Below are 25482 nucleotides of genomic sequence, written 5' to 3'. Positions count from 1 at the left end.
GTCATGGCCCTCCAAAACAGATCAGGCGGTCGGCGGCCTGGGTGGCGTCGTGCAATTGCCCCAGGCCCGACAGCGCCCAGGGTGCCTCCAGGTTCACGGCGCTGCGTTGATAGCGCGTGGCTTCTTCGGCGTTGAGCACGCCACGGCGCAGGGCGGCGGCGATGCACACCACGCCATCGAGCTGATGCTGGCTGACGAACTCGCGCCATTGGCGCGCGATGTCCTGCTCATCCTGGGGCGCCACGACGGTATTCGCCGCGCTGTACACGCCGTCCTGATAGAAGAACAACCGCACAATCTCATGCCCGCCGGCGAGCGCGGCCTGGGCAAACAGCAGGGCGCGGCGCGAGGAGGGCGCATGGGCGGCGGAAAACAAAGCAATCGCAAACTTCATGGAACACTCGGCAAGCAAACGTGGGCCAATGATAAAGCCGCCTGCACGAAAAAGCCCGCCGTGATCAAAACGGTCACTGTCGCTGACTGTTCTGACGATTGCCGGTAGGCAACGGGCTGCTTAGTCTGTGGGAACTCGACACCCAAAAGGAGTTTCCATGCCTGGTCCACTGGCGTCCCTTAAAGTGCTGGATTTCTCCACCTTGCTGCCCGGCCCGTTTGCGAGTTTGATGCTGGCGGACATGGGCGCCGAGGTACTGCGTATCGAATCGCCCACGCGCCCGGACCTGCTGCGTGTGTTGCCTCCCCACGACCAGGGTACCTCGGCGAGCCACGCGTACCTCAATCGCAATAAACGCAGCCTGGCGCTGGACCTCAAGCAGGCCGAGGCGCTGGAGATCGTGCATGCGCTGGTCGCGGATTACGACATTGTGCTCGAACAGTTCCGGCCTGGCGTGATGGGGCGCCTGGGTCTGGGGTATGAGGCGTTAAAGGCGATCAACCCGCGACTGATCTACGTGTCGATCACCGGCTATGGCCAGACCGGGCCCTACAAGGACCGTGCCGGCCACGATATCAACTACCTGGCACTGGCCGGCATGGCCAGTTATACCGGGCGCCAGGACAGCGGGCCGTTGCCCCTGGGCGTGCAAGTGGCGGATGTGGGCGGCGGCTCGCTGCACGCGGTCGTCGGCTTGCTGGCGGCAGTGATCGCGCGGCAGCAGAGTGGGGTGGGGCAATACCTGGATGTGAGCATGACGGACTGCTCGTTCAGCCTAAACGCCATGGCTGGCGCGGGTTATCTGGCGTGCGGTGTAGAGCCTCAATGGGAAACCCAGGTGCTCAATGGCGGCAGTTTCTACGATTACTACCGCACGCGGGACGGGCGCTGGATGTCGGTGGGCAGCCTGGAGCCGGCGTTCATGCAGGCCTTGTGCACGGCGCTGGGCCGGCCGGAGTTGACCGCCCACGGCCTCACACCCGAACGGCAGCCGGCGTTCAAGCAGGCGTTGCAGGTGGAATTCGAAAAACGCAGTTTTGATCAGCTCTGTGAGTTGTTTGCCGGTGTGGATGCCTGCGTGGAGCCTGTGCTGACGCTCAGCGAAGCCGTGGCCCATCCGCAGATAATGGCGCGGGCACTGGTCAGCCAAGTGCCCAGAAGCGATGGATCGAGCCAGGCGCAGATTGCCTGCCCGTTGAAATTTTCAGAAGGGTTGCCGGCGCCCCGACACATTGGCGCCGCCGTGGGGGCACACAGTGATGAAGTGTTGGTGGAGCTGGGTTTCAGTGCTCAGCGGATAGCCGATTTGCGGCGGAGCAAGGTGGTAGGGTGACTGATCTGGCGCTATCGGGGGCAAGCCCCCTCCCACATTTGAAAGTTGATCGACATGACCGTGCGGTCAGATATGGGAGTCGGGCTTGCTCGCGAAGAGGCCCTCATTCCACCCGCGTTTCCCCGCTGAACACCAGGGTCTGCCGACACCGCCGACACAAATACCGCCGCCCCTGAGCCACCATGCCATGACGCTGCGACGAAAATGGAAAGTCGCTATCGGCACACGGGCAGCGGTAGATGTAGCGCGTCACCTGACGCCGTTTCACCGCATAGGTATGACAACGGTCCGGCGGCAGTTCGTAAACCCCGCGCATGATCAATTGCCATTCTTCGCCGTGGGGCTGGATGCGTTCGCCGAACAATTGGTGGGCGATCAGATGCGCCACTTCGTGGGCCACGGTCTGCTTGAGGAAGTGTTGGCTGTTTTCCTGGTAAAGCTGGGGGTTGAAGCGCAGCAGGTTCTCGTGCAAATGCGCGACACCGGCTTTCTGGCCCCGCAGCTTGAGGCTGACCTGGGGGCGTTTGAAGCTTCGTTTGAAAAAGGACTCGGCTAGCTGGAAACACTCTTCGACGCGGGTATTGAGTTGCTCGGGCATGCTGTATCTATCTCCAGAGACGCCCAGTATGCCGTAAACCGGATGTTTCCGAATCTGTCAGGCGCCGAATGGCATGCCAGACGCACAAGGCCACCTTGCGGTGGCCCTGCCGGCGCGGTGGGGGGCGTCAGTTGGTGTAGATCGGCCCGACGCCCAGGCCCCAGACAATCACGGTAAACGCCATGATCGCCACCAGCACCACCAAACCTACGGCCAGTATGGAGCTGGAAAACAGAAAGCCTTCATCTGGATCGATGCTCATAAAGGTCGGCACGCCCACATACAGCAGATACACCGTATAGCAGATCGCCGCTGTCCCCACGACCATGCCCAGCCACATATGCGGGTAAAGCGCCGCCAGCCCGCCGATAAACAGTGGGGTCGCGGTATAAGTGGCGAACGCCACGCAGCGCGCCATGCTGGGATTGGCGTCGTAGGTGCGCGCCATCCAGTGGATGAAGGCGCCCATCACCGCCACGCCGGCGAGCATGGCCGCGTAGGACATGATGGTCATCCACAACGCGCTTTCCTGAGTCAACATCACGGGTGCGCGGTTGCCGATAACCCAGCCGACCTGGGTCGTGCCGATGAAGGCTGACAGGGCGGGAATCGCCGCAAGAATCAGCGTATGAGTGAGGTACATGTGGCCGATGCTTTCTTCCTTATCGCCACGGATCTCCCGCCATTCCTGGTCAGGATGGGTAAACAGCCCCACGACGTGATGGATCATGCCAGTCACTCCTGTCGTTATTACCATCGCCCCCCATCGGAGCGCCCACGGGCCAGTTGGCCTGAAAGGTCTGGATAGCTTGTATGCGACCTTATGTCGCAGTATAGGAACGGATGACCGCAAAAGCCGTAGGCCCGTTAGAGCATATTGCACTGTAAACACGCGGCGTAATCGCGCCAGGGTCTGTAGGTGGAGCACTGCAACCGCGCATTGGACTCGTTGGCGCATCCCGGTAAAATGCTGCGCTTTTCGTCACACACCTCAAGCGGATCCAAGCGCCATGGGCACTCTTACGGTCAACCAGAACAAACTGCAAAAACGCCTGCGTCGCCTGGCCGGTGAAGCGGTCGCCGATTTCAATATGATCGAGGACGGCGACAAGGTGATGGTCTGCCTCTCCGGCGGCAAAGACAGCTACACCCTGCTTGACGTGCTGCTGCACCTGCAAAAGGTCGCGCCGATCAAGTTCGAGATCGTTGCCGTCAACATGGACCAGAAACAACCGGGCTTTCCCGAGCATGTGCTGCCGGCCTACCTGAAAGAGTTGGGCATCGAGTATCACATCGTCGAAAAAGACACCTATTCGGTGGTCAAGGAGCTGATTCCGGAGGGCAAGACCACCTGCTCGCTGTGCTCGCGCCTGCGCCGTGGCACGCTCTACACCTTTGCCGATGAGATCGGCGCGACCAAGATGGCGCTGGGGCATCATCGCGACGATATCGTCGAGACGTTTTTCCTCAATATGTTCTTCAACGGCTCGCTCAAGGCCATGCCGCCCAAGTTGCGCGCCGATGACGGGCGCAACGTGGTGATTCGCCCGCTGGCCTACTGCAACGAGAAGGACATCCAGGCCTACTCCGATTTCAAGCAATTCCCGATCATCCCGTGCAACCTCTGCGGCTCCCAGGAAAACCTGCAGCGCCAGGTGGTCAAGGAGATGCTGCAGGACTGGGAGCGCAAAACGCCCGGACGCACCGAAAGCATCTTCCGCAGCCTGCAGAACGTGATCCCGTCGCAGCTGGCCGACCGCAACCTGTTCGACTTCACCAGCCTGAGGATCGATGAGACCGCCGCGTCGCGCTTCGTTAATGTGGTGAACCTCTGAGTCGATTCAAGGCTCTGACACACGGCGCTCGCGGGCGCCGTTTTCAATTCCACTGCCAGGAGAGGGCATGCGCGATTACAAGTGGCTGCACGAATATTGTCTGAATCGCTTTGGCTCGGCGGCCAAACTGGAAGCTCATTTGCCGACTCCCAAGACCCCGGCGCAATTGCGCAGGATCAGCGATGATCGCTACCTGTCGACCTTGGCACTGCGGGTATTTCGCGCCGGCCTCAAGCACAGCGTGGTGGACGCCAAATGGCCAGCCTTCGAACAGGTGTTCTTTGGCTTCGATCCGGAAAAGGTCGTGTTGATGGGCGCCGAGCATCTGGAGCGGCTGATGCAGGACACCCGCATCATTCGTCACCTGGGCAAGCTCAAGAGCGTGCCGCGCAATGCGCAGATGATCCTGGATATCACCCAGGAAAAAGGCAGCTTCGGCGCGTTCATCGCCGAGTGGCCGGTGACCGACATCGTTGGCCTGTGGAAATACCTGAGCAAGCACGGCCACCAGCTGGGCGGCCTGTCGGCCCCACGCTTTCTACGCATGGTCGGCAAGGACACTTTTGTGCCCAGCGATGACGTGGTCGCGGCGTTGAATGCACAGAAGATCGTCGACAAGGCCCCCACCAGCCTGCGCGACCTGGCGACGGTGCAGGGCGCCTTCAACCAGTGGCATGCCGAGAGTGGTCGGCCAATGTGCCAGCTGTCGATGATGCTGGCGTACACCGTCAACCACTGACCCCCACGGTCAGCGCGGCGTTCGTGGCGAGTCGCCTCGCCACGGAGGATTTATGCGGCCAGGCGTCGGTTCAACTGATGGCGCCAGCGCACATACAGCAGCGCGGTACAGAACACCGCCAGACTCGCCAGCATTTCCAGCACGCCGAACCACTGGCGGTTTGGGTCATACGCCGCCAACGCGCCCTTGATGAAATACAGGTTCACCGCAAAGCACATCCACGAGTGCCCGCGGGCGCTGCCGAGCAGCATGCCCGGTGCCAGTATCAGCAATGGCACCAACTCGATCAGCAGGATCACCCAGGGGCGAGCGCCGTGCAGATCGGCGACAAACAGGTAATACCCGCACAACAAACCCACCAGCGCCAAAAACGCCAGCAGACTTAATGCGCGCGCCACTTTTACCCGTGGCTCCAGCCACGCTTGCGGTGGCAGTACCTTAGGCTTTCTGGCCACGGCCGTTCTCCAGCAACGTGGCGGTAGTGGCCAGGCGCAGGCCGAGGGCTTTGCACAGCGCCATTTCATGGGGGTCGAGCAGGCGCTTGCCGTCCGGCCCGGCATGGTGGCTGGCGCCGTATGGCGTGCCGCCGCCCTGGGTGTCGAGCAGGGCCTGTTCGCTGTAGGGCAGGCCGGTGATCAGCATGCCGTGGTGCAGCAGCGGTAACAGCATCGACATCAACGTGGTTTCCTGGCCGCCGTGCAGACTGGCCGTGGAGGTGAACACCCCGGCCGGTTTGCCCACCAATGCGCCGGTGAGCCACAGGTTGCTGGTGCCGTCGAGAAAATACTTGAGGGGTGCGGCCATGTTGCCGAAACGCGTCGGGCTACCGAGCGCCAGGCCCGAGCAGTGTTTCAGATCATCGAGGCTGGCATACAGCGCGCCCTCGTCCGGGATGCTCGGCGCTACCGCCTCGCACTCGGTGGACACCGCCGGCACCGTGCGCAGGCGTGCTTCCATGCCGCCCAGCTCAATGCCCCGAGCAATGTGCCGGGCCATTTCACTGACCGAGCCGTTGCGGCTGTAATACAGCACCAGCACATAGGGCGCAGTCACGGCAGAATCTCCAATACGTTCTCCGGAGGACGGCCGATGACGGCCTTGTCGGCGGTTTCCAGGATCGGGCGTTCCATCAGCTTGGGATGGGCGGCAATGGCGTCGATCAACTGGGTTTCACTGAGGCTGGCGTCAGAAAGGTTAAGGCTTTTGTATTCGTCTTCGCCGGTGCGCAGCAGCTGGCGCGCACTCAGGCCGAGTTTGCCCAGCAGCGCCTGAATTTGCGCAGCGTTGAGCGGGGTTTCCAGATAACGCACCACGGTCGGGGTAAGGCCGCGCGCTTCCAGCAGTTCGAGGGCACCGCGCGATTTCGAGCAGCGCGGGTTGTGATAAAGCGTCAGATCGGTCATATGCGGGTCGCATCTTGCAGGAGGTGGCGGGTATTCTACCTGCGCGGCGCCCGGTCCTTAAACCGTAAGAGGCATCCGGTCGCAGCCCATGTCTATTTTTACGAAGGATTACCCCATGACACGTCGACTGATCGGTGCATTGGCGATCATTACAACCCTGCTGCTCAGCGGCTGCGGGAATGACTATGGCATTGACCAATACGGCCAGAAAGTCGCGGCCGAACGTTTGGACAAACAGTGGGTGGTGATCAACTACTGGGCCGAATGGTGCGGCCCCTGCCGTACGGAAATCCCCGAGCTCAATGCCTTGGCCGAACAGCTCAAAGGCCAGAACGTCGGAGTGTTCGGGGTCAATTTCGACAATGTGCAGGGCGAAGAACTCAAGGCCGCCAGCGAGAAACTGGGGATCAAGTTCACGGTGCTGGCGCAGAACCCGGATGGCATCTTCGAGATTCCGCGCAGCGAAGCGCTGCCGGTGACGTACATCATCGATGACAAGGGTAAGGTGCGCGAGCAGTTGATGGGTGAGCAGACGGCCGCAGGGGTGCTGGCCAGGCTCAAGGCGTTGCGCGGGTAAAGCGAGCTCTCAACGCAACGGTGGGAGAGGGCTCTGGTCCCACCGTTGGATGTTCATCCGGTCAGAACTCGGATCAGCCTTCTTCGAGCCACAGGCGGATCGGCTTGCCTTCGGCCGGCCAGAAGCGGGTCTGCTCGATGGGCGAGACGTCCCAGCGTTGTACGTTTTGCAGGGCCTGAAAGAAGCGGTGCTCCTGCTCCATCAGGGCCTCGGCGCAGAGTTTGCGGGTGCTGCCGATCTTGCCGAAGCTGAGTTTGTCGCCGTCCAGAATGTAGGGCGCAAACCAGTGGTTGCAGCCTCCATTGCCGTAGGCACGTCCGTCATTGCCAAGGGTGACGGTCAGGTGCGCGTAATCCATCAGCGGCCGCTCACCGATCCACTCCACCACGTAGCTGTGGTCCTGCTTGAGTTTGACCTCATCGCCCGCACAGCCGGCCAGGCCCGCGCCGAGTGCTGCCATCAGCAGCACGCCTTTCATTGCGTGGCCTTCCGGCAGCTCGGGCAGCGGTGCTTGTCGCCGTCGCTGGCCCAGCCCAACTCCGCGACACGCGCTTTGGCGGCCGGTTGCAGCGGCTCCTTGGTCAGCTTGGTTTCCACAGCGAACTCAAATTCCAGCACGGCGTCGCAGCTGTCGCAGTTGACCTTCCAGGTGTGGATCTCCAATTCGCCGAATTTCGGCCCCTGGGCCATGGCGACCCATTGGCCGGCCGGGCGGATGGAGTAGCGCGCATCGCCTTCGACGGTCAGACGCATCGACAGGGTTTTACTGCCGCGCAGGGTGACGATCAGAACGTCGCCATGTTTGATCGAGCCACCGTTGCCGGTGACCTGGTAACGGCCCGGCACCAGGGCGCGGCATTCGATCAGGGTGTGTTGCGGGCTCAGCAAGCTGAAGCGGAAATCGTGTTCGGCCATGGATCCTCCAAATAGGCGCGGCATCCTATCACGGGTGCCGGCCTATCATCAGCGCGCTATGTGACCGCTGATCAACCATCAACCTGATTTCGCACCTGGCCGTCGGCCCATGCCGCGATGTTGGTCAGCGTGGTGGTGGCGATGGCCGCCAGGGCCTCGCGGGTCAGGAACGCCTGGTGCGCGGTGATGATCACGTTGGGAAAGGTCAGCAGGCGCGCGAGGACGTCATCCTGTAAGGGCAGGTCGGAGCGGTCTTCGAAGAACAACTGGGCTTCTTCCTCGTACACGTCCAGCCCCAGGTAGCCGAGCTGACCGTCCTTGAGGGCGTCGATCAAGGCGGGCGTGTCCACCAGTGCGCCGCGTCCGGTGTTGATCAGCATCGCCCCAGGCTGCATCTGTGCCAGTGAAACGGCGTTGATCAAGTGCCGGGTGTCTGTAGTGAGCGGGCAGTGCAGGCTGATCACCTGGGCCTGGGCGAGCAGCTCCGGCAGGCTCACGTAGCGCGCGCCGAGCGCCTGCACGTCGGGATTGGGGAAGGGGTCGTAGGCCAGGAGCGCGCAGCCGAATCCGGCCATGATCCTGGCAAAGGTTGCGCCGATCTGCCCGGTGCCGACCACGCCGACGGTTTTGCCCGCCAGGTCGAAGCCGGTTAATCCGTGCAGACTGAAATCGCCGTCGCGGGTGCGGTTGTAGGCGCGGTGCAAGCGGCGGTTGAGCGCCAGGATCAGCGCTACGGCGTGCTCGGCCACGGCGTGGGGCGAGTAGGCGGGCACGCGCACGATGGTCAGGCCCAGGCGCTTGGCGGTGGCCAGGTCGACATGGTTGTAACCGGCCGAACGCAGCGCGATCAGGCGCGTGCCGCCCTTGGCCAGGTGTTCCAGCACCGGGGCGCTGAGGTCGTCATTGATAAAAGGACAGACCACTTCGTGGTGCTCGGCCAGCGCCACGGTGTCGAGGTTCAGCCGCGCCGGCTGGAACTGCAGCTCCAGACCCGGCGGCAGCGGCGCGCCGAGAAAACTGTCGCGGTCGTAGGTTTGGCTGCTGAACAGAATTACGCGCATTGCAAAGCTCCCTGCGTATTCAAATCAATGGGCCGCGTCAGGCGCTGACCCGCGCTTCACTGGCCAATCGGGCGATGGCCATGTCGAGCTCGTCCAGTGCGTGCAAGGCCTTGGCGTCGTCCTGCTTGAGCAGGGTTTCAGCGCGCTGGCAGGCAGCGCGCAGTTGCGGCACGCCACAGTAACGTGTGGCGCCGTGCAGGCGATGCACGCGTTCGATGAGCGCGTTGTTGTCATTGGCTTGGCGAGCGACGCTGATGGCCGTGCGGTCCGCTTCCAGCGAAGCCAGCAACATGGCGAGCATGTCGGCGGCCAGGTCGGTCTTGCCGGCGGCCAGGCGCAGGCCTTCCTCATGGTCCAGCACCGGCAGTTGCACGCCAGGGGCCAGGCCGTCGGTGGTGCGCTCCGGCGCTTGGTTGCGCAGCGCCAGCCCGGTCCATTTGAGTACCACCTGGGCCAATTGCCGTTCGCTGATGGGTTTGGTCAGGTAATCGTCCATGCCGCTTTGCAGCAAGGCGCGTTTTTCGTTGGCCATGGCGTGAGCGGTGAGGGCGACGATCGGCAGCGGCGTGCCATGACGCTCGCTTTCCCACTGGCGTATCGCTTCGGTGCTCTGGCGACCGTCCATGCCGGGCATCTGCACGTCCATCAGCACCAGATCGTAGGCCTCCTGCTTGACTGCGTCGACGGCGGCGTAACCGCTTTCCACCGCGTGCACTTTGGCACCCATGTCTTCCAGCAACGTTTGCACCAGCAACAGGTTCGCCGGGTTGTCATCTACGCACAGCACACGCGGCGCGCGGCTGGACAACGGTTCGCCCGGCTCGCTGCGCGAAGGGCGCGGGCTGATCAGGTCCGACAGCGCCCGACGCAGTTTGCGGGTACACGCCGGCTTGGCCTGCAACTGGCTGTTGGGGTTGGGCACCGACTGATTGAACAGCATCTGCTCAGTGGTAGGGCACAGTACCAAGACCTTGCAGCCCAGGTGCTCCAGGTCCCACAAATGCTGGTTGAGGCGCTCCGGGGGAATGTCGTTGGCCGTCACGCCGAGTACGGCCAGGTCGATGGCCTGCTCAGTCTGATGGGCGCTGGTGATCCCGTTGGTCAGGCTTTCGAGGGTGTTGAACGGGGTGACTTCCAGGCCGCAATCCTCCAGTTGGTGTTGCAGGGCCTGGCGCGCCAACTCGTGGTTTTCGAGGACGGCCACGCGATGCCCCAGCAGCGGCGCGCAGGGCAGGTCCTCGACGTCGTCCCGGGTTTTGGGCAGGTTCAGGCTGATCCAGAACTCCGAGCCTTCGCCAGGCGTGCTGTCGACGCCGATTTCGCCGCCCATCTGTTCGATCAACCGCTTGGAAATCACCAGCCCCAGGCCGGTGCCGCCGGGCTGGCGCGATAATGAGTTATCGGCCTGGCTGAAGGCCTGGAACAGCGCGCGTACGTCCTGGCTGGACAGGCCGATGCCGGTGTCCTGCACGCTGATGCGCAGTTGCACGGTGTCTTCCTGCTCCTCCTCGATCATCGCGCGGGCCACGATGGTGCCCTCGCGGGTGAACTTGATCGCATTGCTGATCAGGTTGGTGAGGATCTGCTTGAGCCGCAGCGGATCGCCCACCAGCGCCAGCGGCGTGTCGCGGTAGACCAGGCTGACCAGTTCCAGCTGCTTTGCGTGGGCGGCGGGCGCGAGGATGGTCAGGGTGTCCTGCAGCAGGTCGCGCAGGTTGAATGGAATGCTGTCGAGCACCAGCTTGCCGGCTTCGATTTTGGAGAAGTCGAGAATCTCGTTGATGATGCCCAGCAGGTTGTCGGCGGATTTTTCGATGGTGCCCAGGTAGTCGAGCTGACGCGGCGTCAGTTCGCTTTTCTGCAGCAGGTGGGTAAAACCGAGGATGCCGTTGAGCGGCGTGCGGATTTCATGGCTCATATTGGCCAGAAACTCCGACTTGATGCGGCTCGCCTCCAGGGCTTCCTTGCGCGCCAGGTCCAGCTCGATGTTCTGGATTTCGATGGTTTCCAGGTTCTGGCGTACGTCTTCGGTGGCCTGGTCGATGCTGTGCTGCAGTTCTTCCTGGGCGTTCTGCAGGGTCTCGGCCATGCGGTTGATGCCCGAAGCGAGCTGATCCAGCTCCTGGCTGCCCAGCGCGGGCAGACGCGTTTGCAGATTACCGTCCTTGAGCTGGGCCACGGCTTGCTTGATCAGGCCGATCGGCGAGGTGATCGTGCGGCTGATGCGCAGCGCCAGCGCGGCGGTAAAGATCAGCCCGATGGCAATCAACAGCAGGCTGGCGAACAGGCTGCGGTAGCCGCGCAGCAACATGCCGTTATGGGACAGTTCCACTTCGACCCAGCCCAGCAGGCGGTCGCTTTCGTCGGGAATCAGGTCGCCCGCGAGGTTGCGATGCCGGCCGAACACCGGCAGCAGGTAACGGGTGGCGTCGTTGCCGGTGCGTTGCAACAGGTGAGAACTGTTGCCTATCGGTGCCGGATTGAGCATGGTCGGGCCGGCGTGGGCGAGGGTGCCGCGGTCGGGCGCGAGGAAGGACACGGTGCGTACATCCTGCTGCTCCAGGGACTGGGTGGCGATGCGCTCCAGCAAGTCCACGTTCCTGCTGCTCAGGGCCGGTGCCACCAGTGGCGCCAATTGCTCGGCGATCATCTCGCCGCGCTGCAGCAACTGGGTTTGCAGCTCCGACAGCTGCATCCAGGTGAAATACCCACCCAACAACAAGGCCATCAGGCTGGTCGGCAACAAGGTCAGCAACAGTACGCGGCCTTTTATCCCCATTCTTCTAAGCACGCCACTCTCCTGCTACTACATTGAAATCAATCGTTCGCGCAGGCATCCCGCCCGCGCCACCTGCGCAGTGTAGCCATTTGCGCGGGGTGTAATCTTGCAAATTCGACACCGCCGACAATCTTCAGGATATTGGAGGGCGAGCGGCGATTGCCTGCGGCGGGCTAATCTTGAATAATTGGCGATTGAGAATGACTTGCAGACGCTAATGACTCCCGCAGCCAGTATCCTGACCATCGAAGACGATCCCGTGCTCGGTGCCTACGTTCATGAACACTTGGAGCGCAGTGGCTTTCAGGTCACCTGGTGCCAGAACGGCCAACAGGGTCTGGACATGGCGCGCGCGCGTGCATTCGACGTGGTGTTGATGGATATTCTGCTGCCGGGGCTGGATGGCTTGTCGATCCTCACCGATTTACGCAAAAGTCATTCGACCCCGGTGATCCTGATGTCGGCCCTGGGCGCCGAGGCCGACCGGGTCAGCGGTTTTCGCCTGGGCGCAGACGACTACTTGCCCAAGCCTTTCAGCATGCTTGAGCTGCGTGTGCGCATTGAGGCCATTCTGCGTCGCGTGGCGCTTGACCGACGGCCGTTGCCTGCCCGGCCAGCCCTATGCGAAGACGTGCCGGGCCTGCGCTTTGACGATGAGCTGGATGATGTTTTCCACCAGCAGCACGCCGCCGGCCTGACCCGCAGCGAATTCCGCCTGCTGGAAACCCTGCACCGCAACGCTGAGGAAGTCTTGAGCAAAGCCTTTCTTTATCAGCATGTGCTGCAACGCGGTTATGCCCCCCATGACCGCAGCCTCGACATGCATATCAGCCAGATCCGCCGCAAGCTCAAGGCCATCGGCTACACCGAGCGCGAAGTGCGCACCGTGTGGGGCAGGGGTTATACGCTGAGCGGTCGCGATGACAGCCTTTGAACGTCCTTTGAAGCGCCTGCCGGGCAAGCACTCGTTGTTCTGGAAGCTGGCCTGCCTGTTGATTGCTTTCTGCTTACTGATGATCTGGCTCAGTTGGTCCTGGGGCCGCTACATGGAGCAGCAGAACGCCTACCTGTCCGAAGAGGCGAAATTTACCCTGGGCGGTTATGCGGCGGGCGCGGAGCAGGCTTGGAACCGAGGTGGCCATGCAGGCGTCGATGCCTGGCTGCAGATGCTGGGGGCTCGGGAAACCACCTGGGTCGGCGTGATCGGCAACGACCTGCAATCATTGAGCAGTTATCCCCTGAGCAGCTCGGAGAGCCAGCGCCTGACCTTTCTGCGCGGCTTGGACTGGCCGGTGAGCCGGCATGTGAAAGGGCTGCCCTGGTTGAAGATTGCATTCCCCACCGACCCCGAGGCCGGTTCGTTGGTGATCGAATTGCCGCAGCGTTTTATGCCCGGTCGCTATCAAGTGTTCTGGCGTGTGGTCACCAACGGCGTGATCCCTGGTTTGTTCACGCTGTTGTTGTGCATTGGCCTCTATCGCCTGCTGATCATGCCGCTCAATCAGTTGCGCGAACAGGCCAACGCCTGGCGCGCCGACCAATTGAACACACGCTTGTCGCAAGATGCGACCAGTCGCCAGGATGAGTTGGGCGAACTGGGCCGCGCCTTTGACCATATGTCCGAGCGCTTGCAGGGCACAGTGGTGCTGCAGCAGCAGTTGCTGCGAGACATGTCCCACGAACTGCGCACGCCGTTGAGCCGCCTGCGCGTGGCCTGCGACAGTGAGCAGGACCTGGCGCAGCTGCGTGAGCGCCTGGGCCGGGAAATCGACGCGATGCAGCGGCTGGTGGAAGACAGTCTGCAACTGGCCTGGCTCGACGCCGAACGGGCGCCGCTGGTCAAGGAAGCGATCCAATTGCAGGCGCTGTGGGACATGTTGCGTGAAAACGCCTGCTTTGAAAGCGATTGGCCGGCGTCGCGCCTGCCGTGCCTGCTGGGGCCTGAATGCTGGGTGCGGGGCAACCTCAATGGGCTGGCCCAGGCCCTGGAAAATATCCTGCGCAATGCCATACGGCATTCTCCGACGGGCGGGGTGGTGTGCCTGGACGGGCGGCGCGAAGGGGAGTACTGGCACTTATGGCTGGAAGACCAGGGCGGTGGAATCGATGAGCGGGACCTGGAGCGCATCTTTGCGCCGTTTACTCGGCTGGACGGCTCGCGCCCGGGCGATGGCGGCTTCGGCCTTGGGTTGAGTATCGCGCGCAATGCGCTGCAACGTCAGGACGGCAGCCTGTGGGCGGAAAATACCGACGCGGGCCTGCGTATGCATTTACGCCTGCCGGCGCTGTAGATCTCAGCCGCGACGCTGTTTGCGTTTCTTCCATTGATGGGCAACCCACCAACGCCAGTAGCCCATGGTCAGGCAATAGGCCAGTGCGCCCAGCACCAGCCCCAGTACCACCGAACCGAGCAGAAAGGGTTGCCACAAGGTGCTTAACTGGCCGCTGATCCATTCCCAGGTCAAGTCGTCGGGAAGGCTGCGCGCGGGGACGTTCATCAGCCAGGCGCCGGTCAGATAGGTGCAAATGAACACCACCGGCATGGTGATCGGGTTGGTCAGCCACACCAGGCTCACGGCGATAGGCATGTTGCCGCGCACCGTGATGGCGAGGATCGCTGCGAGCAGCATCTGCAAGGGAATCGGAATGAACGCCGCGAACAGGCCCACGGCCATGGCCCGCGCCACCGAGTGTCGGTTGAGGTGCCAGAGGTTCGGATCATGCAGCAACGTACCGAGAAACTGTAATGACTTGTGTTCCCTGATACTGGTGGGGTCGGGCATGTACCGTTTGAATAAGCGCCGAGGCATAAGGGGTCCAGGTCGGTTCGAGGGGCAAGTATGCCCGCATTCTATAAACAGGAAATTCAGACTTTGTGACAAAACATCATAGGCCTTGTCGCAGGCCCGTCTAAGACTGAGTGGATCACTTGAAAAGGATGATTCATGAGGACAGGGATGTGTGCGCTTGCGTTGGGGCTGCTGGCGGTGGTGTTCCTACCCACGCTGCCTGCCACGGGATGGCTGATAGGCATGCTGGCGCTGGCGTTGATGCTGTTGCCATTTCGAACCTACCCACTGGCGTTTTTCCTCCTGGGACTGAGTTGGGCATCTATCGGCGCGCAGTGGGCCCTTAATGACCGGCTGTCGCCGGCGCTGGATGGGCAGACCCGTTGGGTAGAAGGCCGGGTGACGGGGTTGCCGCAACAAACCGAAGAGGCGGTGCGTTTCGAACTGACCGACGCACGGTCGCGGGCGGGTCGATTACCCAAGCGTATTCGCGTGTCCTGGCGTGACGGCCCGCCGGTACGCAGCGGCGAACGATGGCGTTTGGCAATTACCTTGAAACGGCCTGCCGGTCTGCTGAATTTCCATGGCTTTGACCGCGAAGCCTGGCTGCTGGCCCAGCGTGTCGGTGCGACCGGTTCGGTGAAAGACGGCCAACGCCTGGCGCCAGCGCACAATGCCTGGCGCGACGGCGTGCGCCAGCGGCTGCTGGCGGTGGATGCCCATGGTCGCGAGGCGGGCCTGGCCGCTCTGGTGCTGGGCGATGGCTCCGGCCTCACCATTGAGGACTGGCAGGTCTTGCAGGACACCGGCACGGTGCATCTGTTGGTGATTTCCGGGCAACACATCGGCCTCCTGGCAGGCCTGATCTACGGGCTGATCGCCGGGCTGGCGCGTCGGGGCGCCTGGCCGCGAGGCTGGCCGTGGCTGCCGTGGGCCTGTGGCCTGGCGTTTGCCGCCGCCCTGGGTTACGGATTGCTGGCCGGCTTCGGCGTGCCGGTGCAGCGTGCGTGTGTGATGGTAGGGCTGGTGCTGTTGTGGCGTTTGCGTTTTCGTCATCTGGGCGTGTGGTGGCCATTGTTGCTGGCATTCAATGGGGTGTTGATCCTGGAGCCGTTGGCCAGCCTGCAGGCAGGTTTCTGGCTGTCGTTTGCGGCGGTGGCGGTGCTGATCCTGGCGTTCAGCGGGCGTCTGGGGCCGTGGAGCCTCTGGCAGGTATGGACGCGGCCGCAATGCGCGATCGCCGTTGGGCTGTTTCCGGTACTGCTGGTGCTGGGGTTGCCCATCAGCCTGAGTGCGCCGCTCGCCAATCTGGTGGCCGTGCCGTGGATCAGCCTGGTCGTACTGCCATTGGCGCTGTTGGGCACCGCCCTGTTGAGCGTGCCAGTTGTAGGGGAAGGGCTGTTGTGGCTCGCGGGCGGCGCATTGGATGGGTTGTTCGTCGGCCTGGCCTGGCTCGCAGGGCACATGCCCGCCTGGCTGCCGGCCCAAGTGCCGTGGGCTGCCTGGCTGGTCAGCCTGCTCGGCGCGGTGGTGCTGTTATTGCCCCGCGGCGTGCCGCTGCGGGGGCTGGGTTGGCCGATGCTGCTGCTGGCGGTATTCCCTCCGCGCGCGCCGGTGCCCCACGGCCAGGTCGATGTGTTGCAACTGGATGTAGGGCAAGGGCAAGCGCTGATTCTGCGTACTCGCAATCACACGTTGCTCTACGACGCCGGGCCGCGCTCGGGAGCGTTCGACCTGGGCGCGCGCGTGGTGCTGCCGTCCTTGAAGAAACTTGGCGTCGCCAAATTGGACCTGCTGCTGCTCAGCCATGCCGATGCCGACCATGCGGGCGGCGCGGTGGCGATCGCGCGAGGCATGCCGGTTGACCGCGTGATCAGCGGAGAAACGCAAAGGCTGCCGGCCCTGCTCGGCGCGCAGGCGTGTGTCAGTGGCCGGCAGTGGGTATGGGACGGGGTGGCTTTTGAATTATGGCAATGGCCTGAGGCTATCAGCGGCAACGCGAAATCCTGTGTCCTGCAAGTGCAGGCCAACGGGGAGCGCCTATTGCTGACCGGCGATATCGATCACGCCGCCGAGCGGGCGCTGCTCGACTCGCCGCTGGCGGTGCCGACCGACTGGCTGCAAGCGCCGCATCATGGCAGCCACAGCTCGTCCTCCTGGGCCTTTCTGGAGCGCCTTGCGCCCCGTTCGGTGCTGATCTCGCGCGGGCGCGGCAACGCGTTCGGACATCCCCATCCGCAGGTCATGGAGCGCTATCGGGCGCTGGGCAGCCGGGTCTACGACAGCGCCCAGCAAGGCGCCGTGCGTCTGCAATTGGGCGCTTTTGCGACCCCGGAGGTTGCGCGCGGTCAACGGCGTTTCTGGCGCGAACGGTTACCCTGACCCGGTATGCGCGACGACCCTGGGCAATGCCAGGGTCGACGAGCCCCGCTGTCGAACCTATATGGTAAAGTGGCGCACTTTTTCGAGGGGGCATTCACTGTGTGGGAATTGGTCAAATCCGGCGGCTGGATGATGTTGCCGATCATCTTGAGCTCCATCGCCGCACTCGGCATCGTCGCCGAACGCCTGTGGACCCTGCGCGCGAGCCGTGTCACCCCCGAGCATCTGCTGGGGCAGGTGTGGGGCTGGATCAAGAACAAACAGCTGGACAAGGAAAAGCTCAAGGCACTGCGCGCCGATTCACCGCTGGGTGAAATCCTCGCCGCCGGCCTGGCCAACTCCAAGCACGGCCGCGAGATCATGAAAGAGTGCATCGAAGAGGCCGCCGCGCGGGTGATCCACGAACTGGAGCGTTATATCAACGCTCTCGGCACCATCGCCGCCATGGCGCCGCTGCTCGGTTTGCTGGGTACGGTGCTGGGCATGATCGATATTTTCAGCTCGTTCATGGGCGCGGGTATGACCACCAACGCGGCGGTGCTGGCCGGCGGCATTTCCAAGGCACTGATTACCACCGCGGCAGGCTTGATGGTGGGGATTCCCTCGGTGTTCTTCCATCGTTTCCTGCAGCGCCGCATCGATGAACTGGTCGTGGGCATGGAACAGGAAGCCATCAAATTGGTGGAAGTGGTGCAGGGCGATCGCGACGTGGATCTGGTTGGAGGCAAAGCGTGAAATTTCGCCGCAAGCAACGGGAAAATGTCGATATCAACCTGGCGTCTTTGATCGACGTAGTGTTTATCCTGCTGCTGTTTTTTGTCGTCACCACCACGTTTACCCGGCAGACCGAGTTGCGGGTCGACTTGCCCGAAGCGGTCAGCGGTTCGCCGGCCGAAGACCAGCAGGTCAAGCAGTTGGAGATCGCCATCAGCGCCGAGGGCGTGTTTTCGGTGAATAACCAGGTGCTGGAGAAAAACGATCTCAACAGTCTTATGGACGCGTTGCAGAAAGAATCCGGCGGCGATACGAAAATGCCATTGTCCATCAGCGCCGATGGCAAGACCCAGCACCAGGCCGTGGTCACCGCGATGGATGCCGCCGGCAAGCTGGGCTTCAGTCATTTGCGCATGAGCACCGTCGAGGCGGCGAGCCAACCCTGATGGCCATGTCCGATCGATTGCTCAAAGGTTGGTATGAAGGTCATCCGGCTCTGCTGTTGCTGCGGCCGCTGGAAGCCCTGTATCGCCGGGTGGTGCAGCGCAAGCGTGCGCGCTTCCTGGCGGGCGAGGGCGAAATTTACCGGGCGCCCGTGCCAGTGGTGGTGGTCGGTAATATCACCGTGGGCGGCACCGGCAAGACGCCGTTGATCCTATGGCTGATTGAGCACTGCCGCCGCAGCGGCCTGCGTGTAGGCGTGGTCAGCCGAGGCTATGGCGCCAGGCCGCCGCACTTGCCGTGGCGGGTCGAGGCCAGCCACAGCGCCGAGACGGCGGGTGACGAACCCCTGCTGATTGTGCAGCGCTGCGGCGTACCCCTGATGATCGATCCGGACCGCGGCCGTGCGGTCAAGGCGCTGCTGGACAGCGAACCCCTGGACCTGATCCTTTCCGACGACGGTTTGCAACACTATCGCCTGGCCCGTGACCTGGAGTTGGTACTGATCGATGCCGCGCGTGGCCTGGGCAATCGCCGCTGCCTGCCTGCCGGGCCTCTGCGCGAGCCGGCGGAGCGACTGCTGAGCGTCGACGCGCTGCTCTACAACGGTGCCCCCGATGATCGGGACGGTGGCTTTGCCTTCAGCCTGCAACCCACCACGCTGGTCAACCTGCAGACCGGTGAGCGCCTGCCGGTGGATCACTTTGCCAAGGGCCAGGCCGTGCATGCGGTCGCGGGCATCGGCAACCCGCAACGTTTCTTCAACACCCTTGAAACGCTACACTGGCGGCCGATACCCCATGCGTTTGCCGACCATGCGTCGTACAGCGCTGAAGTCTTGAGTTTTACACCGTCGTTGCCGCTGGTCATGACTGAGAAAGACGCGGTGAAGTGCCGCGCCTTCGCCCAGCCCGACTGGTGGTACCTTGCGGTGGATGCGCGGCCATCGCCGGCATTTGTCGCCTGGTTCGACAACCAGTTGATGCGCCTGCTGCCCGCCCGTTTCTTGCCTTAAAACGCTTCTTTCCAGGACACATTCATGGACACCAAACTGCTCGATATCCTCGCTTGCCCGATCTGCAAAGGCCCGCTCAAGCTCAGTGCCGACAAAACCGAGCTGATCAGCAAAGGCGCCGGCCTGGCATACCCGATCCGTGATGGCATCCCTGTGATGCTGGAGAGTGAAGCCCGCACCCTGACCACCGACGAGCGTCTGGATAAATGACCACTGCCTTTACCGTTGTCATTCCCTCACGCTATGCCTCGACCCGCTTGCCCGGTAAGCCGCTGCAACTGATCGGCGACAAACCGATGATTCAGCTGGTGTGGGAACAGGCCTGTAAAAGCAGCGCCGAGCGGGTGGTCGTAGCCACCGACGACCCGCGGATCATCGAGGCCTGCAAGGGTTTCGGTGCCGAAGCGGTGCTGACGCGTGAAGACCACAACTCCGGCACCGATCGCCTGGCGGAAGTGGCCACGCAACTGGGCCTGGCACCCGACGCCATCGTCGTTAACGTGCAAGGCGACGAGCCACTGATTCCGCCGAGCGTGATCGACCAGGTGGCCGCCAACCTGGCCGCCCATGCCGAAGCGCGCATGGCGACCCTGGCCGAACCGATCGAAGACATCGAGACCCTACTCAACCCGAACGTGGTCAAGGTGGTCAGCGACATCAATGGCCTGGCCCTGACGTTCAGCCGTTCCACGTTGCCGTGGGCGCGTGACGCGTTTGCCAAGCGGCCTGACGTATTGCCGGAAGGCGTGCCTTATCGCCGTCACATCGGTATCTACGCCTATCGCGCCGGTTTCCTGCATGACTTCGTCGGTTGGGGCCCGTGCTGGTTGGAAAACACCGAATCCCTGGAGCAACTGCGGGCCCTGTGGCATGGCGTGCGCATTCATGTGGGCGATGCCCTCGAAGCGCCGCCGGCCGGTGTCGATACCCAGGAAGACCTTGAGCGCGTTCGTCGTTTGCTGGGGGCTTGATGGAAGTTTTGTTCGTCTGCCTGGGCAATATCTGCCGTTCGCCGACTGCCGAAGGTGTGCTGCGCCATAAATTGCGTGAGGCCGGGCTGGCGGGACAGGTCGAGGTGGCGTCGGCCGGCACCGGCGACTGGCACGTCGGCAACCCGCCCGACCAACGCAGCCAGCGGGCCGCGCTGCGGCGTGGGTATGACCTGTCGGCCCAGTGCGCCCAACAGGTGTCGCGCGCCGATTTTGCCCGCTACGATCTGATCCTGGCCATGGACCACAGCAACCTGCGCAACCTCGAGGCGATGCAGCCCGCGCAGGGCAAGGCTGAACTGGACCTGTTCCTGCGTCGCTACGAAGGGGTGGTGGATGAAGTGCCAGACCCTTATTACGAAGGTGAACAAGGCTTTGAGCGGGTCTTGGACTTGATCGAGACCGCCTGCGATTTACTGGTGATCGAATTGAAGGGGCGCCTATGACCTTGCATATGCGAGCGCAGGCGTCGCTCAAGCCATTCAACAGCTTTGGCATTGATGTGCGTGCTCAGCTGTTTGCCGAAGCCCGCAGCGATGATGATGTGCGCGAAGCGCTGGCCTATGCCGCGACGCACGCTCTGCCACTGCTGGTGATTGGCGGCGGTAGTAACCTGCTGTTGACCCGGGATATTCCAGCGCTGGTGCTGCGCATGGCCACCCAAGGTATCCGGGTATTGCACGATGATGGTATGCAGGTGGTGGTCGAGGCTGAGGCAGGCGAGGCCTGGCACCCCTTTGTGCTGTGGACCCTCGCACACGGCTTTGGCGGCCTGGAAAACCTCAGCCTGATCCCTGGCACCGTCGGTGCGGCACCCATGCAGAACATCGGCGCCTATGGCGTAGAGATCAAGGACGTGTTCGCCGGCTTGACCGCCCTGGATCGCCACACGGGTGAGTTGCGCGACTTCAGTCTGGAGGAGTGCCGCTTCGCCTACCGCGACAGCGTGTTCAAGCACGAGACCGGTCGTTGGCTGATCCTGCGCGTGCGCTTCGCCCTCAGCCGTGCCAGCCACCTCAAACTCGATTACGGCCCGGTTCAGCAGCGCCTGGCCGGGCAAGGCATCACCGAAGCCACGCCGAGTGATGTGAGCCGCGCAATCTGCAGTATTCGCCAGGAAAAACTACCGGACCCGGCAGTGCTGGGCAATGCCGGCAGCTTCTTCAAGAACCCGCTGGTGTCCAAGGCGCTGGCAGAGGAACTCAAGGCGTTGTATCCGGATCTGGTGGCATATCCACAAGCCGATGGGCAAATGAAGCTCGCCGCCGGCTGGCTGATCGACAAGGCCGGCTGGAAGGGCTTCCGGGATGGCGACGCAGGCGTGCACGCGCTGCAGGCGTTGGTGCTGGTCAACTATGGCGGCGCCTCAGGGCACGACATCGCCAACCTGGCCCAGCGCATCCAGCATGATATCGCCGAGCGCTTCAAGGTTGAGCTGGAAATGGAACCCAACCAGTATTGAACCCCTGAAAACAAAAATGCCCCGCATCTTTCGATACGGGGCATTTTTTTTCCGCTGTGAATCAGTCGTCGCGGCTCATGATGCCGAAGATCTGCAACAGGCTGATGAACAGGTTGTAGATCGATACATACAGGCTCACGGTCGCCATGATGTAGTTACGCTCACCGCCGTGGATGATGGCGCTGGTCTGAAACAGGATGCACACCGAGGAGAACAGCACGAAACCGGCGCTGATCGCCAGCTGCAAGCCGCTGATCTGGAAGAACATGCCTGCGACCACAGCCGCCAGCAACACGAAGAAACCAGCGGTGATAAAGCCGCCCAGGAAGCTCATGTCCTTACGGGTAATGAGAACGTAGGCCGACAAACCACCAAATACCAGCGCGGTCATCGCAAACGCCGAACTGACCACTTCCGCCCCGCCGGCCATGCCGAGGTAACGGTTGAGGATCGGGCCGAGGATAAAGCCCATGAAGCCGGTCAGGGCAAACGCCGACACCAGGCCCCAGGCCGAGTCGCGCAGCTTGTTGGTGAGGAAGAACAGGCCATAGAAACCGATCAGCACCACGAAGATATTCGGGTAGCCGACACGCATTTGCTGCGCTACGAACGCCATCACGCCACTGAAGGCGAGGGTGAGGGCGAGCAGGCCATAGGTGTTGCGCAACACGCGGCTGACTTCAAGCTGCTCAGCCTGCGCGTTGCCATTCACTGCGTAATTCTGTTCGCGCATGGCGACACTCCTTGGGTTTTGAAACGTTCAGTCGCAAAGATCATAACAGACGCTCTGTAACAAGCGATGGCGAGAGTTTGACAGTGTGTTTCATTCGGGTATTATGGCGCCCGCTGAGACGGGATGGGCTATTATCATCCGTTATCGCACAAGGGAAATTGGCAGAGTGGTTGAATGCACCGGTCTTGAAAACCGGCGAACGTTAATAGCGTTCCCAGGGTTCGAATCCCTGGTTTCCCGCCAAGATTCACACGAAAGCCCCGCTATTGCGGGGCTTTTGCGTTTCTGGGGTTTGGGTCGATAACGCCGGTTTTTGATAGGCATTCCGAAACGTTGAGGTAGGGTTTCCGAAAACTTGTCTATTTTGACGGCAGTGGCGCCCGTCTTTGATGTGCAGCAGTCGCTCAGCGCAGTGGTTCGCGAGCTTTGCGAAAGGCCAGGTGCGCCATATCATCCGGTCTCGTTCAATCAGGGGCTAATGGAATGGCAATACGACTAAGGCAAGCACGCGTGACTGATATCCCAGCGATCTACCGAGGCGTGCGCGCTGGACGCGGCAGGACAGGGATTCACTCAAATGCTTTTAAGTGTACGACCTGACAACCCTGCGAAGTTTATGTACCAGAAAGCGGGTTTTTTTTGCACCGGGACGGGAGCGCATGGATACCTCACGTATGAGCGGCATGCTTGATGGCGCGTCGGTAACGCGCCAGAAGCCGGTAGCCGCCCATGGCATACGATGGCGTCGAGTGCAGATACAGGCGAAAGCCGGGTTACCACCAGCTGAGTTCTCCCTATCCTTGGGGGCGCGAAACCATTGCCGAAATTATGGTCACGCTGTCAAAGCTAGATCCAGAAATAGGTAAGCGTCCAATCAAGTCATTTACCGATCCGGCTACAAGCACGAGCATGACTGTTTGCCGCTCATGCCGTAAGGTTCGCTACCAAAATCACCACAGCGTTCAAGTGGTGGCAATACAGCAAGGAGAGCGAACAATGAACATTTTCAAATCATCAATCCAAAACGTAGCTGCGGCCATAGGCTTCATCGCGGCGTTGACAGTCGGGGGATGCGTGATGATCCCTTACGACACGCCGGAATCAAAAGCCCAAATCCAGCGCGATCTGAAAATCGCACCATCGGATATTCAAGCCGTGTCGGAAACGAACTGGTGCTTGTTCCCATATGGAAGCGAAGGCAGCTGCAGAGCCACTCAAGGCTTGGGAGTGTTGACCAGCAAAGGCCTGATCCTCAGCCTCTACAACAACCACACCTACACTGAAACCGCACGCATCCTCCCAGAGCAAGTGCAATGCGTGAAGACAGTTGGTGGTCGCACTGGGGTCGAGCCGTTCGTTGTTTTCACCAAAGACCGAGCGATCATGCTCGCCGTCATCACGCCGGGTGGGCAAATGAATTTGCCTGTGAAAGTCAGTTTTTTTGATTATCTGACGAAGCCGGGGCAGCACGTCTTCACTGGAACGGATGGCGGCTATGTACGCAAGTCGGGTCGACAGCAAACCGTAGGCGGAATGGTGTCAGGCACTGCCATCCCGTGGCATACAATGGTCGACGTAACCGAGGTTTTTAACCCTTGCCCGCAGGTTACGGATTAACGAGGAGTGGTGCGTTCCCTCGCAAGCGCTGCGCGCAGGTCGAAGCCCTTATGCGTGAAGGATGAATGCCCGAAGGGTGGTGCCGCCCCGGCGGCTCGGCTCGCGACGGCCGCCCTCAAAGAGGCACACCCTCAGAAAGCATGTACAGGCTTTCAGCATCCACTCGAGCATCTGATGTCTCAGGTCGACAGTTGCGCTACCCATTGACAATAAGTGGCAAGAGAACCAGATCCGGCTCTGGGCGTTGGAGCGCAAGAACTGGCTCTTGACAGGGTCGCTACGCAACGGCGAGCAGTCGGATATTGGGCGCGGGTGGTGGAAAGTTGGGGTTTGAAGAGTAATCTGAAGAGCAAGTCGCTATTTAGCTAATGATCAAGCGCTTCAGGGGGTGTTCTGGGGTCCGGCGCGAAACTGCAATGGATCGAGCTTGGGTATCTGCTCGGCGTTTTTTCGACGACTGACGTGTCTGGATCAACGGTTCTGGGGTTTTTTGGGTTGTCACCTGCGCATTTGGCGACTACCCTGAAAATGTATGAATTGTTACGAACAATTTCGGAAGCGCCTTTTTTCAGGTGCGTTACTTCAGGACGAGGAACGAAAAAATGTTTTCACACGAAGGTCCCGCGCTAGAGCTGTTGATGGGCGTTTTTGCATTTTCGGCACTGCTTCTGATCGTCTGGTGTGTTCATCACCAATACGAGAGAAAGAATCGAAAAAATGTAAAAAAACCACAAAATCTCGGAAACGGGCAGTCAACCTAACGCGACTCCTGCCTCATTGCTTCGAGCCAGTCATTCGCGGCTGGCTCCATCCAATACATCGGGCGTGGATAAGCGCCAGTGCCATCTAAGGAATGGGAAGGGAAGAGGTGCCGACGACCGGCCATCGAGCCAGGCCGTCAGCAGATGGAGTTACTCTACGATACAAATCCAGCGATGATTACGCCGATAAGGTGCGCGCGTGAAGTGCACATCCGACACTAGATTAAGGCCACGTTTCTGCAGTGCTTCGGTCAGTTGTACGAGTGTCTCTGCTTGGATAGTCATTGCTGTTACCTCATCAGATTACTGCGTTCATAATTCTTGACCCGATGGACAACCGGCTAATTCAAATTTTCTACGGTGGTGATAGATGACGGTGGGAAGCGGCGTTTTATTCGCGCGCCTCAGCGATTAACTTGAACTGCTGTTCGCTGCAGCAACCCAAGTCATAACCACCCAGAGGATGCGTCCATGACTGACGAAAAGCAGAAAAAACCCGAGCAGGAAACACCAGCGCACGCTACTGAAGAGGAGCGCGAGCGTTTGAAAGATTTCAATAAGGACGGCATTCCGCCAGGCGCATGCTGATCAGATAGGCTGAGCGTCGCCGTACTCAGCCACGGGCGACGCTTTCCTTTATTCGACACCTTTGCGTCGCTGTGATGCCAACGTGTAGGGCAGCCTGGTTACTTTCCAATCAACAAAAAAGCTGAGCCACCGATAGCAGGCAAATCATCTGCACAACCATTTGAGCTCGAATGGGATGTCTCATTGTTGTGACCCTCGATTACAGTGACCGCTTATGTACGTCGCTGGTCCTGCAAGTATAGATCGTGAAACGAATTATTCACGGCTCTACCGCCTATTCGTCATAACAATCTGGACACCTGCGCCGCACTTTTTCACATTTTCCCGCTCTATCGATGTCCCAACTACGCCGATTCA

Annotated in this window: 28 protein-coding genes and 1 tRNA gene; 17 read left to right on the top strand and 12 right to left on the bottom strand. The window is 61.3% G+C overall.

The genetic code is table 11. The features are described from left to right. Position 1 precedes the first annotated feature (1 nt). Positions 2 to 394 (bottom strand): sulfurtransferase complex subunit TusD, encoded by a 393-nt coding sequence (gene tusD, locus PSH94_RS15060; RefSeq protein ID WP_181076655.1) that lies wholly within the window; start codon positions 392 to 394, stop codon positions 2 to 4. A 157-nt stretch (positions 395 to 551) separates the two neighbouring features. Here tusD and PSH94_RS15055 point away from each other — a divergent pair, with 157 nt between their 5' ends. Further along, a complete protein-coding gene (locus PSH94_RS15055) occupies positions 552 to 1727 on the top strand; it encodes a CaiB/BaiF CoA-transferase family protein (protein WP_305435066.1) in 1176 nt (391 codons plus the stop codon). Between the two features lie 103 nt (positions 1728 to 1830). Here the strand turns inward: PSH94_RS15055 and PSH94_RS15050 are convergent, their stop codons facing one another. Both PSH94_RS15050 and PSH94_RS15045 read right to left on the bottom strand, forming a co-directional pair. Next, positions 1831 to 2325: a SprT family zinc-dependent metalloprotease gene (locus tag PSH94_RS15050; RefSeq protein ID WP_305435065.1), complete on the bottom strand. Its 495-nt coding sequence runs from the start codon at positions 2323 to 2325 to the stop codon at positions 1831 to 1833. Positions 2326 to 2452: 127 nt separating this feature from the next. Continuing rightward, the gene (locus tag PSH94_RS15045; protein WP_034098638.1) at positions 2453 to 3055 is read right to left on the bottom strand and encodes a Yip1 family protein; all 603 of its coding nucleotides are present in this window, start codon (positions 3053 to 3055) and stop codon (positions 2453 to 2455) included. A 280-nt stretch (positions 3056 to 3335) separates the two neighbouring features. Here PSH94_RS15045 and ttcA point away from each other — a divergent pair, with 280 nt between their 5' ends. Together ttcA and PSH94_RS15035 are read left to right on the top strand one after the other, a co-directional pair. Next, on the top strand, positions 3336 to 4160 hold the full coding sequence (gene ttcA / locus PSH94_RS15040) for a tRNA 2-thiocytidine(32) synthetase TtcA (protein ID WP_181076661.1): 825 nt from the start codon (positions 3336 to 3338) through the stop codon (positions 4158 to 4160). Between the two features lie 67 nt (positions 4161 to 4227). Continuing rightward, positions 4228 to 4899, top strand: a complete 672-nt coding sequence (locus tag PSH94_RS15035) for a DNA-3-methyladenine glycosylase I (RefSeq protein WP_181076663.1) — start codon at positions 4228 to 4230, stop codon at positions 4897 to 4899. Positions 4900 to 4949: 50 nt separating this feature from the next. Here PSH94_RS15035 and PSH94_RS15030 read toward each other — a convergent pair whose 3' ends face one another. From PSH94_RS15030 to arsC, 3 genes are read right to left on the bottom strand one after another with little or no spacing between them, the layout of a single operon-like run. Then, positions 4950 to 5354 carry a DUF2069 domain-containing protein gene (locus PSH94_RS15030; protein ID WP_181076665.1) on the bottom strand — a complete coding sequence of 135 codons (405 nt, stop codon included), beginning with the start codon at positions 5352 to 5354 and terminating at the stop codon, positions 4950 to 4952. Next, a complete protein-coding gene (gene wrbA / locus PSH94_RS15025) occupies positions 5338 to 5952 on the bottom strand; it encodes an NAD(P)H:quinone oxidoreductase (protein WP_181076666.1) in 615 nt (204 codons plus the stop codon). Before wrbA ends, PSH94_RS15030 begins: the two co-directional genes overlap by 17 nt. Beyond that, a complete protein-coding gene (gene arsC, locus PSH94_RS15020; protein WP_181076667.1) occupies positions 5949 to 6302 on the bottom strand; it encodes an arsenate reductase (glutaredoxin) in 354 nt (117 codons plus the stop codon). The genes wrbA and arsC overlap by 4 nt, the downstream gene beginning before the upstream one ends. A gap of 115 nt (positions 6303 to 6417) precedes the next feature. On the opposite strand from arsC, the gene PSH94_RS15015 reads away from it, so the two are divergent. Further along, positions 6418 to 6879 carry a TlpA disulfide reductase family protein gene (locus tag PSH94_RS15015; protein ID WP_305435061.1) on the top strand — a complete coding sequence of 154 codons (462 nt, stop codon included), beginning with the start codon at positions 6418 to 6420 and terminating at the stop codon, positions 6877 to 6879. A 73-nt stretch (positions 6880 to 6952) separates the two neighbouring features. Here the strand turns inward: PSH94_RS15015 and PSH94_RS15010 are convergent, their stop codons facing one another. From PSH94_RS15010 to PSH94_RS14995, 4 genes are all read right to left on the bottom strand, one after another. Then, positions 6953 to 7357 (bottom strand): META domain-containing protein, encoded by a 405-nt coding sequence (locus PSH94_RS15010; RefSeq protein ID WP_305435059.1) that lies wholly within the window; start codon positions 7355 to 7357, stop codon positions 6953 to 6955. Beyond that, on the bottom strand, positions 7354 to 7794 hold the full coding sequence (locus PSH94_RS15005) for a hypothetical protein (protein ID WP_305435057.1): 441 nt from the start codon (positions 7792 to 7794) through the stop codon (positions 7354 to 7356). The genes PSH94_RS15010 and PSH94_RS15005 overlap by 4 nt, the downstream gene beginning before the upstream one ends. A 71-nt stretch (positions 7795 to 7865) precedes the next feature. Next, positions 7866 to 8855, bottom strand: coding sequence for a 2-hydroxyacid dehydrogenase (locus PSH94_RS15000; protein WP_181076674.1), 990 nt, complete (start codon positions 8853 to 8855; stop codon positions 7866 to 7868). 37 nt (positions 8856 to 8892) lie between these two features. After that, complete coding sequence (locus PSH94_RS14995) at positions 8893 to 11646, bottom strand: response regulator (protein WP_181076676.1); 2754 nt, start codon at positions 11644 to 11646, stop codon at positions 8893 to 8895. Between the two features lie 205 nt (positions 11647 to 11851). Here PSH94_RS14995 and PSH94_RS14990 point away from each other — a divergent pair, with 205 nt between their 5' ends. Together PSH94_RS14990 and PSH94_RS14985 are read left to right on the top strand one after the other, a co-directional pair. After that, the gene (locus tag PSH94_RS14990; RefSeq protein WP_181076678.1) at positions 11852 to 12568 is read left to right on the top strand and encodes a response regulator transcription factor; all 717 of its coding nucleotides are present in this window, start codon (positions 11852 to 11854) and stop codon (positions 12566 to 12568) included. Then, positions 12555 to 13925 (top strand): sensor histidine kinase, encoded by a 1371-nt coding sequence (locus tag PSH94_RS14985; RefSeq protein WP_305435053.1) that lies wholly within the window; start codon positions 12555 to 12557, stop codon positions 13923 to 13925. The genes PSH94_RS14990 and PSH94_RS14985 overlap by 14 nt, the downstream gene beginning before the upstream one ends. Positions 13926 to 13928: 3 nt before the next feature. Here the strand turns inward: PSH94_RS14985 and PSH94_RS14980 are convergent, their stop codons facing one another. Next, positions 13929 to 14444 (bottom strand): DUF2062 domain-containing protein, encoded by a 516-nt coding sequence (locus tag PSH94_RS14980; protein WP_181076681.1) that lies wholly within the window; start codon positions 14442 to 14444, stop codon positions 13929 to 13931. A gap of 135 nt (positions 14445 to 14579) precedes the next feature. On the opposite strand from PSH94_RS14980, the gene PSH94_RS14975 reads away from it, so the two are divergent. From PSH94_RS14975 to murB, 8 genes are all read left to right on the top strand, one after another. Continuing rightward, positions 14580 to 16805, top strand: coding sequence for a DNA internalization-related competence protein ComEC/Rec2 (locus PSH94_RS14975; protein ID WP_305435052.1), 2226 nt, complete (start codon positions 14580 to 14582; stop codon positions 16803 to 16805). A gap of 99 nt (positions 16806 to 16904) precedes the next feature. Beyond that, a complete protein-coding gene (locus PSH94_RS14970; protein ID WP_159936015.1) occupies positions 16905 to 17540 on the top strand; it encodes a MotA/TolQ/ExbB proton channel family protein in 636 nt (211 codons plus the stop codon). Continuing rightward, positions 17537 to 17965, top strand: coding sequence for a biopolymer transporter ExbD (locus PSH94_RS14965; RefSeq protein WP_181076685.1), 429 nt, complete (start codon positions 17537 to 17539; stop codon positions 17963 to 17965). The genes PSH94_RS14970 and PSH94_RS14965 overlap by 4 nt, the downstream gene beginning before the upstream one ends. Then, positions 17965 to 18975, top strand: coding sequence for a tetraacyldisaccharide 4'-kinase (gene lpxK, locus PSH94_RS14960; RefSeq protein WP_305435048.1), 1011 nt, complete (start codon positions 17965 to 17967; stop codon positions 18973 to 18975). The genes PSH94_RS14965 and lpxK overlap by 1 nt, the downstream gene beginning before the upstream one ends. A 24-nt stretch (positions 18976 to 18999) precedes the next feature. Then, positions 19000 to 19185, top strand: a complete 186-nt coding sequence (locus tag PSH94_RS14955; RefSeq protein ID WP_003174668.1) for a Trm112 family protein — start codon at positions 19000 to 19002, stop codon at positions 19183 to 19185. Continuing rightward, positions 19182 to 19946 (top strand): 3-deoxy-manno-octulosonate cytidylyltransferase, encoded by a 765-nt coding sequence (kdsB, locus tag PSH94_RS14950; protein WP_181076688.1) that lies wholly within the window; start codon positions 19182 to 19184, stop codon positions 19944 to 19946. Before PSH94_RS14955 ends, kdsB begins: the two co-directional genes overlap by 4 nt. Beyond that, complete coding sequence (locus PSH94_RS14945; RefSeq protein WP_305435046.1) at positions 19946 to 20410, top strand: low molecular weight protein-tyrosine-phosphatase; 465 nt, start codon at positions 19946 to 19948, stop codon at positions 20408 to 20410. Before kdsB ends, PSH94_RS14945 begins: the two co-directional genes overlap by 1 nt. Then, positions 20407 to 21426, top strand: coding sequence for a UDP-N-acetylmuramate dehydrogenase (gene murB / locus PSH94_RS14940; RefSeq protein WP_181076691.1), 1020 nt, complete (start codon positions 20407 to 20409; stop codon positions 21424 to 21426). Before PSH94_RS14945 ends, murB begins: the two co-directional genes overlap by 4 nt. Positions 21427 to 21487: 61 nt before the next feature. Here the strand turns inward: murB and PSH94_RS14935 are convergent, their stop codons facing one another. After that, positions 21488 to 22159 carry a Bax inhibitor-1/YccA family protein gene (locus PSH94_RS14935; protein WP_003174664.1) on the bottom strand — a complete coding sequence of 224 codons (672 nt, stop codon included), beginning with the start codon at positions 22157 to 22159 and terminating at the stop codon, positions 21488 to 21490. Between the two features lie 152 nt (positions 22160 to 22311). Between PSH94_RS14935 and PSH94_RS14930 the strand changes: the two genes are divergently transcribed. From PSH94_RS14930 to PSH94_RS14920, 3 genes are all read left to right on the top strand, one after another. Then, a tRNA-Ser gene (locus PSH94_RS14930) sits at positions 22312 to 22402 on the top strand. A gap of 753 nt (positions 22403 to 23155) precedes the next feature. Beyond that, the gene (locus PSH94_RS14925) at positions 23156 to 23776 is read left to right on the top strand and encodes a hypothetical protein (protein WP_305435044.1); all 621 of its coding nucleotides are present in this window, start codon (positions 23156 to 23158) and stop codon (positions 23774 to 23776) included. 202 nt (positions 23777 to 23978) lie between these two features. Next, positions 23979 to 24110, top strand: coding sequence for a hypothetical protein (locus tag PSH94_RS14920; protein ID WP_370694780.1), 132 nt, complete (start codon positions 23979 to 23981; stop codon positions 24108 to 24110). Positions 24111 to 25482 lie beyond the last annotated feature (1372 nt).

It is taken from the genome of Pseudomonas sp. FP2254 (genome assembly GCF_030687695.1).
Taxonomy (GTDB): Bacteria; Pseudomonadota; Gammaproteobacteria; order Pseudomonadales; family Pseudomonadaceae; genus Aquipseudomonas; species Aquipseudomonas quebecensis.
This window is presented reverse-complemented; position numbering and strand designations above follow the sequence as displayed.